The organism is Pseudomonas sp. Os17 (genome assembly GCF_001547895.1).
Taxonomy (GTDB): domain Bacteria; phylum Pseudomonadota; class Gammaproteobacteria; order Pseudomonadales; family Pseudomonadaceae; genus Aquipseudomonas.
Window position 1 is genome coordinate 4,007,758 of record NZ_AP014627.1, and the last position, 16,587, is coordinate 4,024,344.

Here is a 16,587-nt window from a genome sequence, read left to right on the forward strand (position 1 = left end):
ATATAACAGCGAGTCAAAACCCGACCTAAGAAATACCTTAAAAAACAGCGCAAATACGGCTCAAAAAAAACGCCCAGAACCGAAACATTCGCACTCCAAATCTCCCTATTTAAATAAACAGGCGTCAGGGCTTGTTGAAGCCGCACCGCGCTCGCCACAAACGCTTGCGACCGCCGTGGGCAACCGGCATGCCGGCCAACGGTCCGCCTCGGTATTCCCTGCCGGATGCCTGCGCAAGCGCTAGAATCTGCGCTACCTTCCCCAGGCGACGAGAGCCGTTCATGAGCTTCGATTTCGATACCCTGCACCCCCGCCATGGCACCGGCAGCACCAAATGGAGCCGCTACCCCGAAGATGTCCTGCCGATGTGGGTGGCCGACATGGACTTCGCCGTGGCCGACGGCATCCTCCAGGCCCTGCGCCAGCGCCTGGAGCACCCGCTGCTGGGCTACAGCGTGGCCCGCGACGAATTGCGCGACGCGGTGGTCGCCGACCTCTGGGACAAGTACGCCTGGCGCGTGCAGCCCGACGAACTGATCTTCCTCCCCGGGGTCGAGCCCGGCTTCAACATGGCCCTGCATGCCTTCGTCAAGCCCGGGCAATCGGTGGTACTGCAGACTCCCAACTATCGCCCGCTGCGCCTGGCCCCGGACAACTGGGGCCTGGACAAGGTCGAAGTGCCGTTCCTGCTCACCGAGCAAGGCACCTATGCCACCCCCATGGATGCACTGCGCCAGGCCCTGCAAGGCGCCGGGGCGATGCTCCTGAGCAACCCGCACAACCCGCTGGGCAAGGTTTTCCCCCGGGACGAACTGCAAGCGGTGGCCAACGCCTGCCTGGATCAGGGCGCACTGATCATCTCCGACGAGATCCATGCCGAACTGTGCTTCGACGGCCGCCGGCACATTCCCACCGCGTCCCTGAGCCCGGAGATCGCCCGCCGCACCATCACCCTGATGTCGGCCAGCAAGGCCTACAACATCGCCGGGATGAAGACCTGCTTCGCTATCGTCCAGGACCCGGCCACCCGCCTGGCCTTCAACAACGCCCGCGCCGGCATGGTGGACAGCGTCAGCCCCCTGGGCCTGGAGGCGACCCTGGCCGCCCTGACCCACGGCGGCCCCTGGCTGCAGGCGCTGCTCGGCTACCTGCAAGCCAACCGCGACTACCTGCTGCACGCGGTGCAGACCCGCCTGCCGGGCATCCGCATGCACGCGCCCCAGGGCACGTATCTGGCCTGGCTCGATTGCAGCGCCCTGGGCCTTGCCGATCCCTACGCCTTCTTCCTCAAGGAGGCCAAGGTCGGCCTCAGCGCCGGGCTGGAGTTCGGCGACGACTGCGGGCAATTCGTGCGCCTGAACTTCGGCTGCCCGCGGGCCATGCTCGAAGAAGGCATCCAGCGCCTGCAGGACAGCCTGCAACGGCGCTGATCGCCGCACAAACCCACCCCGCAGCGCAGCCGCCAGGTTCCCGCCCCTGGCGCTGCGCCCTCCTGGCCGGCCCCGCAGCCACGCCCCCGCCCTGCCCCGGGCGGTGCGCTGACACGCGCCCAATGGATCCATAAAAATCACCCCAATGGATCCACAAACCTCTAAAACCTCAAAAACAGCCGATTATCGAACAGAAAATCCGCGCATTCATTTGACACCCCCAGAGTACGAACCCTTTAATGGATCCATTAAGTAAAAACAACAAACGCCTGGAGAGACGTCATGTACCCCAAGAATGCTTGGTACGTTGCCTGCACCCCCGATGAATTGCAGGGCAAGCCCCTGGGCCGGCAGATCTGCGGCGAACGAATGGTGTTCTACCGCGCCCACGAAGGCCGGGTAGCCGCCCTCGAGGATTTCTGCCCCCATCGCGGCGCCCCGCTGTCGCTGGGCTATGTCGAGAGCGGCAACCTGGTGTGCGGCTACCACGGCCTGGTGATGGGCTGCGACGGCAAGACCGTGGACATGCCCGGCCAGCGGGTACGCGGCTTCCCCTGCAACAAGACCTTCGCCGCGGTCGAGCGCTACGGCTTCATCTGGGTCTGGCCCGGCGACCAGAGCCTGGCCGATCCGGCACTGATCCATCACCTGGAATGGGCCGACAACGAACAGTGGGCCTATGGCGGCGGGTTGTTCCACATCCAGTGCGACTACCGGCTGATGATCGACAACCTGATGGACCTGACCCACGAAACCTACGTCCACGCCTCCAGCATCGGCCAGAAGGAGATCGACGAGGCGCCGCCACAGACCACGGTGGACGGCGATCAGGTGGTCACCGCCCGCCATATGCACAACGTCATGCCGCCGCCGTTCTGGCGCATGGCCCTGCGCGGCAACCAGCTGGCCGACGACGTGCCGGTGGACCGCTGGCAGATCTGCCGCTTCAGCCCGCCCAGCCATGTGCTGATCGAAGTCGGCGTGGCCCACGCCGGCCACGGCGGCTACGACGCCCCGGCGGCATTCAAGGCATCGAGCATCGTGGTGGATTTCATCACCCCCGAAAGCGACACCTCGATCTGGTACTTCTGGGGCATGGCGCGCAACTTCAACCCCCAGGACCAGGCCCTCACCGCCAGCATCCGCGAAGGCCAGGGCAAGATCTTCAGCGAAGACCTGGAGATGCTCGAACGCCAGCAGCAGAACCTGCTCGCCCAGCCCCAGCGCAGCCTGCTCAAGCTGAACATCGACGCCGGCGGCGTGCAGTCGCGACGGGTACTGGAACGCCTGATCGCCCAGGAGCGCGAGCCCCGGGAAGCACTGATCGCGGCAAGCCGTTAAGCCCTTCTCCGCCCCCGACAGCCAGCCGGCCCGGATGCGGCCACTGGCGAGGACCGACAATGATCGACGTACTGGTGGTCGCGCGCCACAACGAAGCCCTGGACATCTGCAGCTTCGAACTGGCCGCGGCCGACGCAAGCCCCCTGCCCGCCTTCAGCGCCGGCGCCCATATCGACGTGCATCTGGCCAACGGGCTGGTGCGCCAATATTCACTGTGCAACCACCCCGAAGAACGCCACCGCTACGTGATCGGGGTGCTCAAGGATCCGGCCTCGCGAGGCGGCTCAAGCAGCCTGCACCAAGAGCTGGAAGTGGGCACGCGCCTGCGCATCAGCCAGCCGCGCAACCTGTTTGCCCTGGCCCCCGGCGCGCGGCGCAGCCTGCTGTTCGCCGGCGGCATCGGCATTACCCCGATCCTCAGCATGGCCGAACACCTGGCCCACGGCGGCGCGGATTTCCAGCTGCACTACTGCGCCCGTTCCGCCGAGCGCGCGGCCTTTGTCCCGCGCCTGCGGCAATCGCCTTTCGCCGAGCGGGTCAGCCTGCATTTCGACGAACAGCCCGAGACGGCCCTGGATATCGCGCACGCCCTGGCCGCGCCGCAGGATGATCTGCACCTGTACGTCTGCGGCCCCGGCGGGTTCATGCAACACGTGCTGGACAGCGCCAGGGCCCTGGGCTGGAAGGAACAATGCCTGCACCGCGAGTACTTCAGCTCCGCGCCCGTGGACCACGGCAGCGACGGCAGCTTCGCGGTCAAGCTGGCCAGCAGCGGCCAGGTGTTCCAGGTGCCGGCCGATCGCAGCGTGGTCCAGGTGCTGCAGGACCAGGGCATCGAAGTGGCGATTTCCTGCGAACAAGGGATCTGCGGCACCTGCCTGACCCGGGTGCTGGAGGGTGTACCGGAGCACCGCGACCTGTTCCTCACCGAGGAAGAACAGGCGTGCAACGATCAGTTCACGCCCTGCTGTTCCCGCGCCAAGACCCCGTTACTGGTGCTGGATCTCTAGGCATTGCACGAAAAGCCTCGATACTCGGTGATGCTGCGTTGAAAACGGTCTTGTGCGCGAGTCCGATCGGAATGCTCATTGACACCCCGTAACGTCGGACGCGACCCCGGCCGCTCCTCGACCGTTTTCGCCTTGCCTGACCTACATCTCAAAACTGCTCGTACAGAGCCTTGCGCCTCACGGCGAGGGCAGGATCAGCTTCATGCGCTCGTCGGCCACGGCCGAGCCGAAGATCTCGGCGTAGCGCAAGGTGGCGTTCGCATGCTCGCGCATCAGCGCTTCGGCCCGCGCGCCCTGGCCATTGACCAGGGCGTCGAACACCGAATGATGCTGCATGTGGGCGTAGTTGAAGCGCCGGTATTCTCGGGCCATGTCCTGGCGATCCACCGCCAGGGCGGTGACCGAGGCGAACGGCAGATGGTCGTTGCGCGCCAGGGCATCGGCGATCGCCGGGTTGCCGCTGCCCGCCACGATCACCTGGTGAAACCGCATGTTGAGGTCGTGGTAGACCTCCAGGTCTTCCTCGTTGACGTAACCCTTGTCGAACAGCGCATCGCCCTCGACCAGGCAACGTTCGAGAATCGCCCGGCCCTCGGCCGACAGCCCGCGCTCGGCGGTCTGGCGCGCCGCCAGGCCTTCCAGCACCCCGCGCACCTCCACCGCCCCGGCAATGTCCTCGGCGCTGACCGACCGCACCTGAAAACCGCGACCGCCGAAACGCACCAAGAGGCCTTCCTGCTCCAGGGTGCGAAAGGCCATGCGCACCGGCATGCGCGACACCCCGAAGCGCTCGGCGGTAGGCACTTCCATCAAGCGCTCGCCTGCCGCCAGCTCGCCCGAGGCGATCATCTTGCGCAGCGCGACCAGTACCGTTTGACCGGGTTTGCTCATCCGGGCAGCTTCCTTAAAAAAGGTGGGCGGCCATAGTAACGCAAGGCCCGCCACAACACGCCCCCCGACAATACCTGTAGCCGCTGCTGAGCCCGCGAAGCTGCGCAAAGGTCCGCAGGACCTTGCCTGGCGATCTCCCGCCGAACCTGCAGCGCCTTCGAAACCGCCGCGCCTCCTGCGACGAAGTGCCGCCCAGAGCGTTCGCAGCCTGCGGCAGCGGCTACAGGGTTTTCAGAGTGACAAGGGGTAGCTGACGATCAGCCGGGTCTGGTCGAAGTCGCTGTTGAAGCTGCGCCGGTTGGTGGCGTTGTTCAACCGCAGGCTGAGGTTCTTCAAGGTGCCGCTCTGCAGGGTGTAGCCGATCTCGGTATCACGCTCCCACTCATGGCCGTCCTTGCCGGCCTTGGTGGTGGCGTTGTCGCCACGCCCGTAACGCACCATGGCCAGCAGCCCGGGAACCCCGGAAGCGGCAAAGTCATAGTCGTAGCGCAGCTGCCAGGAACGCTCGCCGGCGTTGCTGAAATTGCCGTTGAACATGTCGTTGCCCAGGGTCCGGCCGCTGCTGCCATAGACCGACATCCAGGGGCTGTCGCCGCTGACCTTCTGCACCCCCAGGTACAGCGTGTGCCCGGCCCGCGCGGCGGAAAACAGGCCATAGGCGGTGTGGCTGTCGACCCGGCCGATGCGCGCGCTGCCATCGTCGCGGTCGATGAAGTAGCCCAGGTTGCCCCCCAGCACCCAGTCGCCCAGCGGCTGTTTGTGCTGCAGGTTGAAATAGCTCTGGCGGTAGATGTCCTGCAGTTGCGAATGCCAGGCGCCGAACAGGGTGCGCTGCTGGTTGAAGCGGTAGTCGGCGCCCACGTAGTTGAAGCCATCGGACTTCACCCCCGGCGCGGCCCAGGCCGACAGGTCCTGCATGTCCGACGAGTTGCGCAGGCTCACCGCCCGGTACTGCCCGGCCTGCAGGCCCAGGCCGTCGATCTCGCGGGACACCAGCATGGCCCCGCGAAAGGTCTGCGGCAGCAGGCGGCCATCGTCATAGCGCAGCAGCGGCACGTCCGGCAGCAGTTCGCCGAGCTTGAACTCGGTGGCGGAAATCCGCGCCTTCAACGCTGCCCCGGCGCGGCCGAAATTGTCCGCCGCGCGGCCGTCGTCGTGCACCGGCAGCAACTCCGAACCGCTGACCCGGCGGCTGCTGTCGAGCTTGAGGCCGAACAGGCCGATGGCATCCAGGCCAACACCCACGGTGCCCGGGGTGTAGCCGGAGCTGAACTTGAGGATGAAGCCCTGGGCCCACTCCTCGATCTGCCCCTTGGGCGCGTCGTGGTCGCGAAAATCCCGGTTGAAGTAGTAGTTGCGCAGCAGCAGGTCGGTCTTGCTCCCCTCGAAGAAACCGCTGTCCTCGCCAGCCCAGGAAGGGGCACACAGGCCCGCTGACAGACAAGCCCCGACCAGGGAACGGCAAAGCATCGGATGACGGGTGTTCATTATTATTGTTCTCCGTTTTTCATGGACGCAGCCGTGCCCCGACAGGCCCGTGACGGCCCGTCCATTCACGGATGCTCAAAAACCCGGCCAGGGCGGCCGGGGTTGTTCAGGTCAGCCCGTCAGAAGGGATACTGACGCGGCCGGTGTTGCACGCTGATCCAGTGGTCGCGGGTGAACTCGTCGATCGCCCAGTCGCCATTGAAGCGCCCCAGCCCGGAGTTCTTCTCGCCACCGAACGGCGCGTTGGCCTCATCGTTCACCGGCACATCGTTGATATGGGTCATGCCCGCGCGCACCTGGCGGGCGAAGTTCACCCCGCGCTCCAGGCTGCGGGTGAACACCGCGCTGGACAGGCCGAACTCGCTGGCATTGGCCAGCTCCAGGGCATGGGCTTCGTCCCGAGCGCGCAGCAGCCCCACCAGCGGGCCGAAGATCTCATTGCGCGCCAGGTCCATGTCGGCCCCCACCTCGCCGTAGACATGGGGCGCCAGCAGATTGCCGTTCACCCCGCCCTCGTACAGCGGCTCGGCGCCCTGCTCCCGGGCCAGGGCGATCTTGTCCTGCAGGCCCTGCAACTGGCGGGCATTGATCACCGGGCCGATCACCGTCTCCAGCGATAGCGGATCCCCCACCTTGAGTTGCTTGACCCGGGCCACGAAACGCTGGGCAAAGGCTTCGTAGAGCCGCTCATCGACGATGATCCGGTTGATCGCCATGCAGATCTGCCCCTGGTGCAAGAACTTGCCGAACACCGCGGCGTTCACCGCCTGCTCCAGGTCGGCATCGTCGAGCACCACGAACGGGCTGTTGCCCCCCAGCTCCAGGGCCACGTGCTTGAGATGCTCGCCCCCACTGGCGATGCGGCCGATACCGCGCCCCACCGGGGTCGAGCCGGTAAAGGTGATCAGCGCCGGCACCGGGTGCTCGACAAAGGCATCGCCAATCTCGCTGCCGGCCCCCACCACCACGCTGAACACCCCGGCGGGCAGCCCCGCTTCCTCGAAGATCCTCGCCAGCAGCAGGCCGCCGCACACCGGGGTATCGCTGGCCGGCTTGACCACCACCGCGTTGCCCAGGGCCAGGGCCGGAGCGATGGAACGCTGGGTCAGGTGCAGCGGAAAGTTCCACGGGCTGATCACCCCCACCACCCCCAGGGCGCTGCGGTACACCCGGCTTTCCTTGCCCGGTACATCGGACTCGACAATCCGCCCATGGACCCGCGCCGGGAACGACGCCGACTCCAGGGTAATGGCCCGCGCCGCGCCCCACTCGGCCAGGGCCTTGATCCGCGTACTGCCGGATTCGCGGATGATCCAGTCGACGATTTCCTCCTGGCGCCGGTCGAAGATCGCCACCGCCCGGTGCAGCACCACCGCGCGCTGCGACGGGCCCAGGGCCGCCCATTGCGGCTGCACCTGGGCAGCCCTGGCGTAGGCCGCATCCAGGTCGCTGCGGTTGGCCTGGGCCACTTCCAGCAACAGCGCGCCATCGTAGGGGTTGGTCACCGCCAGGGTCTTGCCGGCGGCACCGGCGCGCCACTGCCCGGCGATGGGTTGCAGATGCAGATCGCGATAGACCGCGTTGGATTCACTCATGAACAATCTCCTCAAGAAACAGCATTCATAAACCGATGTGTCGCCCAAAACCCGGCTTGTATGGGGCGGGCTTGTGTAGGAGCTGGCTTGCCAGCGAAGACGCCCGCAAGAAACACACAAGACCCAAGGCCCTGTTCGCCGGCAAGCCGGCGCCTACAAAGCGGCGCGTTGTTCGATCAGCCGCAGCAGGCCGAGCAGGGTTTCGGTGTGGGGCACCGCCACCCCCGCCTGCCGCGCCCGGGCCACTACCTGGCCGTTGATCGCGCCGATCTCCGTGGGCCGTCCGGCCAGCACGTCCTGCAGCATCGAGGGCTTGTGGCTGCGGTGGTTGGCCATGGCAAAGGCCACGCTGTCCAGGCAGCGCTGGGCATCCAGCACTATGCCCTGGGCGCCGGCCACGGCCACCACCTCCATGACGATGGCCCGGGCCAGCGCCACGCCTTCCGGCGCCGCGTCCAACTGGCCGACGGTGCAGCCGGTGGCCGCGCACAGGCTGTTCAGCGCCGCGTTGAAGGCGACCTTCTCCCAGATCGACGTCCACACCTCGGGGTCCACCGCGCAACTCAGCCCGGCCGCATCCAGTACCGCCGCCACTTCAGCGCTGGCCTGGCGCTCACCCTCGTCGAGGGCCAGCACCCGGACCATGCCCTGGCCGTGGGAATGCACCTGCCCCGGCCCGAGCAGGTCGGCGGGCCAGTTGGTCATGCCGATCAGCACCTGCTGCGCGGCCACGTGGCGCGACACCGCTTCGGCATTGCCCAGGCCGTTCTGCAGGGTCAACACCCGGGTGTGCCGGGTGATATGCCCGGCAACGCTGCGCAAGGCACTGTCGGTGTGCAGGGTCTTGGTGAAGACCAGCAGCAGGTCCGGGTGCCCGCTGGCCTGTTCCGGGCGGCAGGCGTTCAAGCCCCGGATGCGCCGCTCGCCGTGGTCGGTGGCCAGCAACAGGCCGTCGCGCTGGATGGCCGCCAGATGCGCGTCGTTGATGTCCAGCAGCGTCACCTGCTGCCCGCTTTCGGCCAGCAGGCCGCCAAACAGCGAACCCATGGCGCCCGCGCCGAGAATGGTGATGTTCATCGAACCTCCTGATGGAATGAGCCTTTCAAGGGCCACGTTCATGACTGGCCCGGCAGGCGCCGGGGAATGTGCCGGCGCACGATCAGCAGCGCGATCAGCGCCATGAGCATCACCGCGCCCAGCAGTGTCAGGTAGCCCTGGGCGCCGCCCCGGGTGATCACCAGGGCCCCGGCGAAGGCACTGAGGATCGCCCCCAGGCGCCCGAAGGCCAGGGCCGAGGCGGTGCCGGTGGCGCGCACGCCGGTGGGGTAGATAAAGGCACACAGCGCATACATGGTGGACTGCACCGCGTTGACGAACAGGCCGTGCACGCCGAAGCCGAAGATCAGCAAGCCGGTGTGCTGATGGATATCCACCCCCTGCAAGGCAAAGGCGCTGGCCGCGCCGCCGGCACAGCAGATCAGCAACGGCCAGAACGAGCCCCAGCGGGTGATGGCCACCGCACAGACCAGCGCGCCGATGACCCCGCCGAGGTTGTAGGCGGTCAACCCGGAACCGGCCACCGACAGCTCCAGGCCTTCGGCCAGGAGCATGGTCGGCAGCCAGCTGAAGGCGCTGTAGACCGCGGTCAGGCACATGAAGAAGGCCACCCAGAGGGCCAGGGTGTCGCGCCCGTAGCCCCGGTCGAACAGGCTGCGGAAACCGCCCTGCTTCTCGCTCTTCTGCTCCAGGGCATCGCTGTAGCTCACCCCTGCGGCCATGGGCCGGCCCATGCGCCCCAGCAACGCGCTCAACTCCCCCCAGCGCTGCGGTCGGCGCGCCAGAAAGCGCGGCGACTCCGGCAGGGTCACCAGCAACAGCAGGGCGAGCACCATGGGCAGGCTGCCACCAATGAAGAACAGCGTGCGCCAGCCATACAGCGGCAACACATGGGACGCGAACAGCCCCGCCAGCATCCCGCCCAGGGGCACGCAGACGATGGTCGCGGTCACCGCCAGGGTGCGCCGCCGCGCCGGAGTGAACTCCGCCGTCACCGTGGTCGCGCTGGGCAGCGCGCCTCCGATGCCCAGGCCGGCGATGAAGCGCAGGACCGCCACCGCCAGCGCATTGGGCGCCAGGCCAATGGCGCAGGTGGCCGCGCCAAACACGAACACGCTGGCGATGACCGCCATGCGCCGGCCGAAACGATCGGCGAACAGTCCGGCACAGGCACTGCCGATGCCCATGCCGATCAGCCCGGCGGCCACCGCCGGGGCGAACGCCTCGCGGGTGATGCCCCATTCCTTGATCATCAGCGGAATGGCGAAACCGATCAGTTGACCGTCGAAGCCGTCCATGACGATGGACAGCGCCGCCAACAGCACCACCAGCTTCTGCATGCCGGTGAAAGGGCCCTGGTCGAGCAAGGTGCCGATGTCGGCATGGGAGGCAGCGCAACGCGCCGACTGGGGCGCATCGTCTATCGCTGCTGTGACCGAAGTCGTGTTCATATCCACCTCTTTTTATTCTTCTGGTGAGTCCGCAAGCTGCGGTGGGCAAGGCCGGGCACCGGGCCCGGCGACAAGGCTGTCTTCAGGGTTCGATGGTCAGGGTCGGCACCTCGATCAGTACCGGGCGCTGGCCCGCCAGGGCCGCGGCAAACGCCTCGGCAAACGCTTCGCGGGTGTTGGCCTGCACCGCGTGCACGCCGTAGCCGCGGCCGATGGCGCAGAAGTCCAGGCCCGGCACGTCCAGCCCCGGCGCATCGCTGACCTGCAGCACATCGGCGAACCAGCGCAGGGCGCCGTAGGTGCCGTTCTTGAGAATGATGAACACCACCGGGATCTGGTACTGGGCGGCGGTCCACAGCGCGGTGATGCCGTAATTGGCCGAACCGTCGCCGATGATCCCGATCACCCGCCGCTCGGGCAGGGCCAGTTGCACCCCCACCGCCGCCGGCAGGCCGAAGCCCAGGCCGCCAGCCGCCGGGAAGTAGTAACTGCCGGGCTCGCGCATCTCCACCCGCTGCCAGAAGGCACCGACGGTGGAGGTGGATTCCTTGACGTAGATCGCATCCCTGGGCGCCAGCTCGTTGATCACGTCGAACACGGTTTCCGGGCGCAGCAGGCCGCCGGTTTCCTCGACCGGCGCCGGTGCCGGCAAGGCTGGCGGCTGCGGCCGGTCGCACTCCGGCAGCGCCCAGACCAGGGCCTGCAGGGTCTCGGCAATGTCCCCTACCAGCGCATCGCCCATGGGCGAGCGTGCCGCTTCGCCGGGGTCGCATGTGATGTGCAGCAGCTCGCAACCCTCGGGCAGGTAGTCCCCCGGGGCGAACTGGTGGTAACGGAACACCGGGGCGCCCACCACCAGGATCAGGTCATGCTCCGCCAGGCAGCGGCTGATGCCGGCGATGGCCGCCGGCAGCACCCCGCGAAAGCTCGGGTGGCGGGTCGGGAACGGGCAGCGGGACGCGGACGGCGCGACCCAGGCCGGCATGCCGAGTCTTTCCGCCAGTTGCACCGCCAGGTGGTTGCTCTGGCTACCGTCCACATCCGGCCCCAGCACCAGCACCGGGTTGCGCGCCGCCACCAGACGCTGCACCAGCTGGCGCAATTGCGCCGCCGAAGGCAGCCCGGCCGTGGCCACCTGGCGCCGGGCCAGGTGCTCGACCCCGGCCGGGGCGGCGCGGCCCCAGTCGTCGTAGGGAATCGACAGGTACACCGGGCCCTTGGGCGCCTGGTTGGCCATGTGGATGGCCTGGCTCAGGGCCCGGGGCACATCCTCGGCGCAAGCCGGTTCATGGCTCCACTTGACCAGGGGCTTGGGCAACTGCGCGGCATCGACATTGGCCAGCATGGCTTCGACGCCGATCATCGAGCGCACCTGCTGGCCGGCGGTGATCACCAGCGGGCTGTGGGAGTACCAGGCATTGGTCAGCGCGCCCATGCCGTTGCCGGTGCCGGCCGCCGCATGCAGGTTGACGAACGCCGGCTGGCCGCTGGCCAGGGCGAAGCCGTCGGCCATGCCGACCACCGCGCCTTCGTGCAGGCCGAGGATGTAGCGGAAGTCTTCGGGAAAGCCCTTGAGAAAGGGCAACTCGTTGGAACCCGGGTTACCGAACACCGTGGTCAGGCCGTGTTGCCGGAGGATGTCGTAGGAAGCGCTATGGACGGTTTTCATAGGGACCTTTGCCGCTGCTTTTTTAGAATTTGAGTTACTCTTGCAGCCGCGATGAAATTGATCAAATCGATACTATTTCTATTAAAAATAAGATCCATCTATATCCATGAGGCAGCATGAGCCACATCGATCTGAACCTGATCCGCACCTTCGTCACCCTCTACGAAGCCCGCAGCGTGACCCTGGCCGCCGAGCGCCTGTTCGTCACCCAGCCCTCGGTCAGCTACGCCCTGGCGCGGCTGCGGGACCTGTTCGACGACGGCCTGTTCAGCCGCAGCCGCGACGGCATCCAGCCCAGCCAACTGGCCGATGAGCTGTACCCGCCCCTGCGCGAATCCCTGACGCGGATCGAAAACACCGTGCACAGCACCCGGCACTTCGACCCGGCGACCACCGAGCGACGCTTTCGCATCGCCCTCTCCGATCTCGGCGAAATGGGCTTTCTGCCGCTGATCCTGGCGCGCCTGAACCAGCAGGCCCCGGAGGCCGAAGTCGAGGTCCTGCCGCTGCAGGTGGACCAGGCCGGGGAATGGCTCGGCAGCGCCAAGGTCGACGCGCTGATCTGCCGCAAGCCCCTGACCGGCACCCGCAGCCAGGTACTGATCCGCGAGCGCTACGTGTGCCTGCTCAGCGACCGCCACCCGCGCATCGGCGAACACCTGAGCCTGGAACAGTTCCTCGCCGAACGGCACATCGCCGTGACCCGCACCACCGGCCACGGCAGTGTCGAGGACGTGCTCAAGCAAATGAACGCCACGCGCCGCATCAGCCTGCAGGTGCCGCACTTCTCGGTGCTGCCCAAGGTCCTGCCCGGCACCGACCTGCTGGCGGTGCTGCCGGCGCAGATCGCCCGCCTGTTCACCCTCGAAGGCGGCCTGCGGCAACTGGAGCTGCCGTTCCCGGTGGGGGAGTTCGACGTGTCCCTGCACTGGCACCCCAACAGCGACAGCTCCGCCGCCCTGACCTGGTTCCGCCAGACCGTGGCCGCGGCGATCATCGACGGCCAGGCTTGAAGCAGCGCCCGCGGGCGCATCCGGTTGCGCAGGCTAGGCCAGGGCCGCTTGCGCCTGCGGCGGCGCCGGGCGCAGCAGCAACAGGCAAGCCGCCGCCAGCACGAAGACCACGGCAAACACCCCGTACAGGTGCAGCGGCTGCCAGCCGGCATCCAGCAGCACCCCGGCCACCGTCGGCGAGACAATCGCGCCGATGCGCCCGATGCCGATCCCCCAGCCCACTCCGGTAGCCCGCACCGAAGCGTCGTAGACCACCGGCGACAAGGCATACAGCCCGGCCACGCAGCCGTTGGCGAACAGCCCGATCAGCAACCCCAGGCCCAGGGCCGCGGCAATCGACGAGGCGCTGCCGACAAACAGCACCAGGAGCCCGGCGGTCACCAGCATGAACAGCGACAGCACCCGGGTCAGCGGCCAGCGCGAAGACAAGCCGCCGATCAGCGCCGCGCCGAAGATCCCGCCGACACTCAGCAGCACCCCGCCGGTGATCCCCTGCTGCGCCGAAAGCCCGGCGGCCACCAGCAGTTTCGGGGTCCAGCTCATGACGAAGTAGAAGCCGAACATCACCAGGAAAAACAGCAGCCAGATCAGCAGCGTGGTGCGCCGCATCGGCCCGGCGAACAGCTGGCCGAAGCCGCTGCCGGCGCCCTCCTCGCGCAGCGCCGCCGCGGGCAGCCGCGCCAGCGTCGGGTGCCCCAGGCGCTGGGCCAGGCGATTGACCCGCGGCAACGCATCGGCCGGGCGCCGGGCCAGGAGAAAGTCCAGGGATTCGGGGAGCCAGAGCAGCACCAGGGGGATCACCAGCAAGGTGACGACGCCGCCAAACACAAACACCGAGCGCCAGCCCCAGTGGCTCAGCAGCCACACCGCCAGCAAGCCGCCCAGGGTCGCCCCCAGGGCATAGCCGGTGGATTGCAGGCTCACCGCCAGCCCCCGCCAGCGGCGGCTGGCGTATTCGGCGGCGATCACGTTGCTGCTGGCCAGGATGCCGCCGATGCCCAAGCCGGTCAGGCCGCGCAACAACGCCAGTTGCAACGGACTCTGGCTGGTGGCCGAAAGCAGCATGCCGACACCGGACAGCAACAGGCACCCCAGAATCAGCGGCCGGCGCCCGAAGCGATCGGCCCAGGGCGCGATAAACAGCGAACCGCCGGCCATGCCGAACAATCCGGCACTGAGCAGCAGGCCGATCTGCGCGCCGTTGAGTTGCCACTCGGCGGACACCGAGGCGGCGGTGAAGGCCATCACCAGCACATCGAAGCCGTCGATCATGTTGAGGACGATGCAGATACCGATCGCCAGGCACTGGAACGCCCCCATCGGCCCCTGATCGAGCCGTTGCTTGAGATCACCGTTCATGGCCGCACCTGCCGTTCGGCCACGAGCCGAAGCGCAACACCCAGCGAACCTGTGCACACAGACAGCCAGCGCGCGCCAGCCAGGTGGCTGCACGCCGTCGAAAAGACATTCATGACGAAACCCTTTTTGTTGTTTTTATTGCGGACGGTCAGGAGGGCTCCTGCCATCGCCAGGTCGCCAATAAAGCGCTTAATGGATCCATTAGCAAGGGATAAGCCGACTGAAAAGGCTGCTCAAAAACCCCTTGGCCAGCCATGGACGGGGTCAATTTCCATAAGGATCAAACGCTTAGGTGCCCGACACGGCGCCGGGATTAGCGGGCGATTATCGGCCAACCAAGCATGTGGCGAGGGAGCTTGCTCCCGTTCGATGGCACAGCCATCGCACAGCCTGCGGGTGCGATAGGCCTGGAAACGCTCGCCGGCCAGCGATGGGGGCGCTGCGCACCCCAGGGGGAGCAAGCTCCCTCGCCACAAGGTTTGCCCCCTTGATTGGATCCAATAACCTGCATCACCTCAGATAAAGGCCAACCCTGCCCGGGCGCTGCGTACCGCCGTCATCCGCTGTTCGACCTGGGGCAACAGGTAGCTGAAAAAGAACCCCGCCGTCTCCAGCTTGGCCCCACGCAGCGGGTCGCCCTCGGGCAGCCTGCGCGACACCCGTGCCGCCCGGGTCCAGGCCAGTGCCAGCAGGCTCAGGCCACACAACGCCAGAAAATCCCCGGCCGCGCGATACGGGTACTCGGCATCCTCCAGCGCCCACTGCTGCACCTGGGCCACCAGTGCCTGCAACGCCTCGGCCAGATCCGCCAACGACCGGGCGAACCCCGCGCACTCGAGCACCTGGGCGCCGCGCCCGGCCTCATCGCGCAATTGCTCAAGCAACAGCGCGAAGCCCTGCCCGCCATCCCCCAGTACCTTGCGCAACAGCAGGTCGTTGGCCTGAATCTCGTTGCTGCCTTCGTAGATCATGGCGATACGGCTGTCGCGCAGGGTCTGCTCGATGGCGAACTCGGCGACGTAGCCGTAGCCGCCGAAGACCTGCAAGGCGTTGCTGGCCTGACGAAAGCCCTGCTCGGTAAAGAACGCCTTGATGATCGGCGTCAGCAGTTGCGCCAGCTGATCGGCCTGGCGCCGGACCTGGGGTTCAGGGTGATGCTCGGCCTGATCCAGCAAGTGCGCGGCCCAGTAGCCGATGGCCCGCAGGCCTTCGCTGGTGGCGCGCAATTCCAGCAGCACGCGGCGCATGGCCGGGTGGTAGCGAATCGGGTCGGCGGCCTGGGCGGCGACCCCGGCGGGGCGCAAGGGCGCACGCATCTGCTGGCGTTCGCCGGCGTAGTCACGGGCGTTCTGCCACGCCGCTTCGACATGCCCCAGGCCTTGCAGGCCCACGTGCAGGCGCGCCGAATTCATCATCACGAACATCGCCGCCAGGCCGCGATGGGCCTCGCCCACCAGCCAGCCCTGGGCCGCCTCGAACACCAGGGAACAGGTGGCGCTGCCCTTGATCCCCATCTTGTGTTCGATGCCGTCGCAGCGCACGCCGTTGCCCTGGCCCCGCTCCAGGCGCTTGGGCACCAGGAACAGCGAGATCCCGCGGCTGCCCTCCGGCGCGCCCGGCAGCCGGGCCAGCACCAGGTGCAGGATGTTGTCGGTGAGGTCATGCTCGCCGCCGGAAATGAACAGCTTGCTGCCGCTGAGGCGATAGCTGCCGTCGGCCTGGGGCTCGGCGCGACAGCGCAACAGGCCGACATCACTGCCGGCCTGGGGCTCGGTCAGGCACATGGTGGGCAGGCTTGCGCCGCTGATGATCCCCGGCAGGTAGCGCTCCTGGAGCCAGGGCGCGCCGTGGGTCTTGAGGCACAGGTAGGCGCCGTGGGCGATGCCGGTGTACATGGCCCAGGCGTGGTTGCTGGCATAGAGCATCTCTTGCAGCGCCGCGTCCAGCAGTTGCGGCAGGCCCTGGCCACCCAGGGCTTCGGCGCAAGCCAGGGCCGGCCAGCCGCCCTCGACATAGGCCCGGTAGGCCTCGGCAAACCCCTGCGGGGTGCTGACCTGCCCGTCCGCCCACCGACAGCCCTGGCGATCGCCGCTGGCGTTCAGCGGCGCCAGCACGTCCTGGCTGAAACGCCCGGCCTGCTCCAGCACCTGCAGCGCCAGGGGCAGGTCCAGCGCCTCGAACGCCGGGCTCCGACGCCACGCCTCGGGGGCCTCCAGCCAGTGCTCAAGGACAAATTGCATATCGCGCAGCGGCGCCTGGTAGCTCCACATGGGGACACCTCATC

11 protein-coding genes and 1 pseudogene are annotated in these 16,587 nt (G+C 67.4%); 4 read left to right on the plus strand and 8 right to left on the minus strand.

All coding sequences use genetic code 11. The annotated features are described in order from the left end of the window. Positions 1-281: 281 nt before the first annotated feature. The 3 genes from POS17_RS17700 to POS17_RS17710 all read left to right on the plus strand — a co-directional run bounded on the left by POS17_RS17700 (position 282) and on the right by POS17_RS17710 (position 3,781). Entirely contained in the window at positions 282-1,430 is a 1,149-nt protein-coding gene (locus POS17_RS17700; protein WP_060839771.1) for a MalY/PatB family protein, read from the plus strand. A gap of 282 nt (positions 1,431-1,712) precedes the next feature. Continuing rightward, positions 1,713-2,771 (plus strand): aromatic ring-hydroxylating oxygenase subunit alpha, encoded by a 1,059-nt coding sequence (locus POS17_RS17705; protein WP_060839772.1) that lies wholly within the window; start codon positions 1,713-1,715, stop codon positions 2,769-2,771. A gap of 59 nt (positions 2,772-2,830) precedes the next feature. After that, entirely contained in the window at positions 2,831-3,781 is a 951-nt protein-coding gene (locus tag POS17_RS17710; RefSeq protein ID WP_060839773.1) for a PDR/VanB family oxidoreductase, read from the plus strand. Positions 3,782-3,958: 177 nt separating this feature from the next. Here the strand turns inward: POS17_RS17710 and POS17_RS17715 are convergent, their stop codons facing one another. The 6 genes from POS17_RS17715 to mdlC form a co-directional block, all read right to left on the minus strand. Next, on the minus strand, positions 3,959-4,672 hold the full coding sequence (locus POS17_RS17715) for a GntR family transcriptional regulator (RefSeq protein WP_060839774.1): 714 nt from the start codon (positions 4,670-4,672) through the stop codon (positions 3,959-3,961). A 231-nt stretch (positions 4,673-4,903) separates the two neighbouring features. Further along, positions 4,904-6,160, minus strand: coding sequence for an OprD family porin (locus POS17_RS17720; protein WP_060839775.1), 1,257 nt, complete (start codon positions 6,158-6,160; stop codon positions 4,904-4,906). 119 nt (positions 6,161-6,279) lie between these two features. Beyond that, the gene (locus tag POS17_RS17725; RefSeq protein ID WP_060839776.1) at positions 6,280-7,755 is read right to left on the minus strand and encodes an aldehyde dehydrogenase family protein; all 1,476 of its coding nucleotides are present in this window, start codon (positions 7,753-7,755) and stop codon (positions 6,280-6,282) included. A 153-nt stretch (positions 7,756-7,908) separates the two neighbouring features. Further along, complete coding sequence (locus POS17_RS17730) at positions 7,909-8,832, minus strand: ketopantoate reductase family protein (RefSeq protein WP_060839777.1); 924 nt, start codon at positions 8,830-8,832, stop codon at positions 7,909-7,911. Positions 8,833-8,870: 38 nt separating this feature from the next. After that, complete coding sequence (locus POS17_RS17735; protein WP_060839778.1) at positions 8,871-10,262, minus strand: MFS transporter; 1,392 nt, start codon at positions 10,260-10,262, stop codon at positions 8,871-8,873. An 82-nt stretch (positions 10,263-10,344) separates the two neighbouring features. Next, positions 10,345-11,931 (minus strand): benzoylformate decarboxylase, encoded by a 1,587-nt coding sequence (gene mdlC, locus POS17_RS17740; protein WP_060839779.1) that lies wholly within the window; start codon positions 11,929-11,931, stop codon positions 10,345-10,347. A gap of 116 nt (positions 11,932-12,047) precedes the next feature. On the opposite strand from mdlC, the gene POS17_RS17745 reads away from it, so the two are divergent. Next, positions 12,048-12,944, plus strand: coding sequence for a LysR family transcriptional regulator (locus POS17_RS17745; RefSeq protein ID WP_060839780.1), 897 nt, complete (start codon positions 12,048-12,050; stop codon positions 12,942-12,944). Positions 12,945-12,997: 53 nt separating this feature from the next. Here the strand turns inward: POS17_RS17745 and POS17_RS17750 are convergent. Both POS17_RS17750 and POS17_RS17755 read right to left on the minus strand, forming a co-directional pair. Next, positions 12,998-14,303: pseudogene (locus POS17_RS17750) on the minus strand (MFS transporter); the annotation flags it as partial. A 515-nt stretch (positions 14,304-14,818) separates the two neighbouring features. After that, the gene (locus POS17_RS17755) at positions 14,819-16,573 is read right to left on the minus strand and encodes an acyl-CoA dehydrogenase (RefSeq protein ID WP_060839782.1); all 1,755 of its coding nucleotides are present in this window, start codon (positions 16,571-16,573) and stop codon (positions 14,819-14,821) included. Between the last annotated feature and the right edge of the window lie 14 nt (positions 16,574-16,587).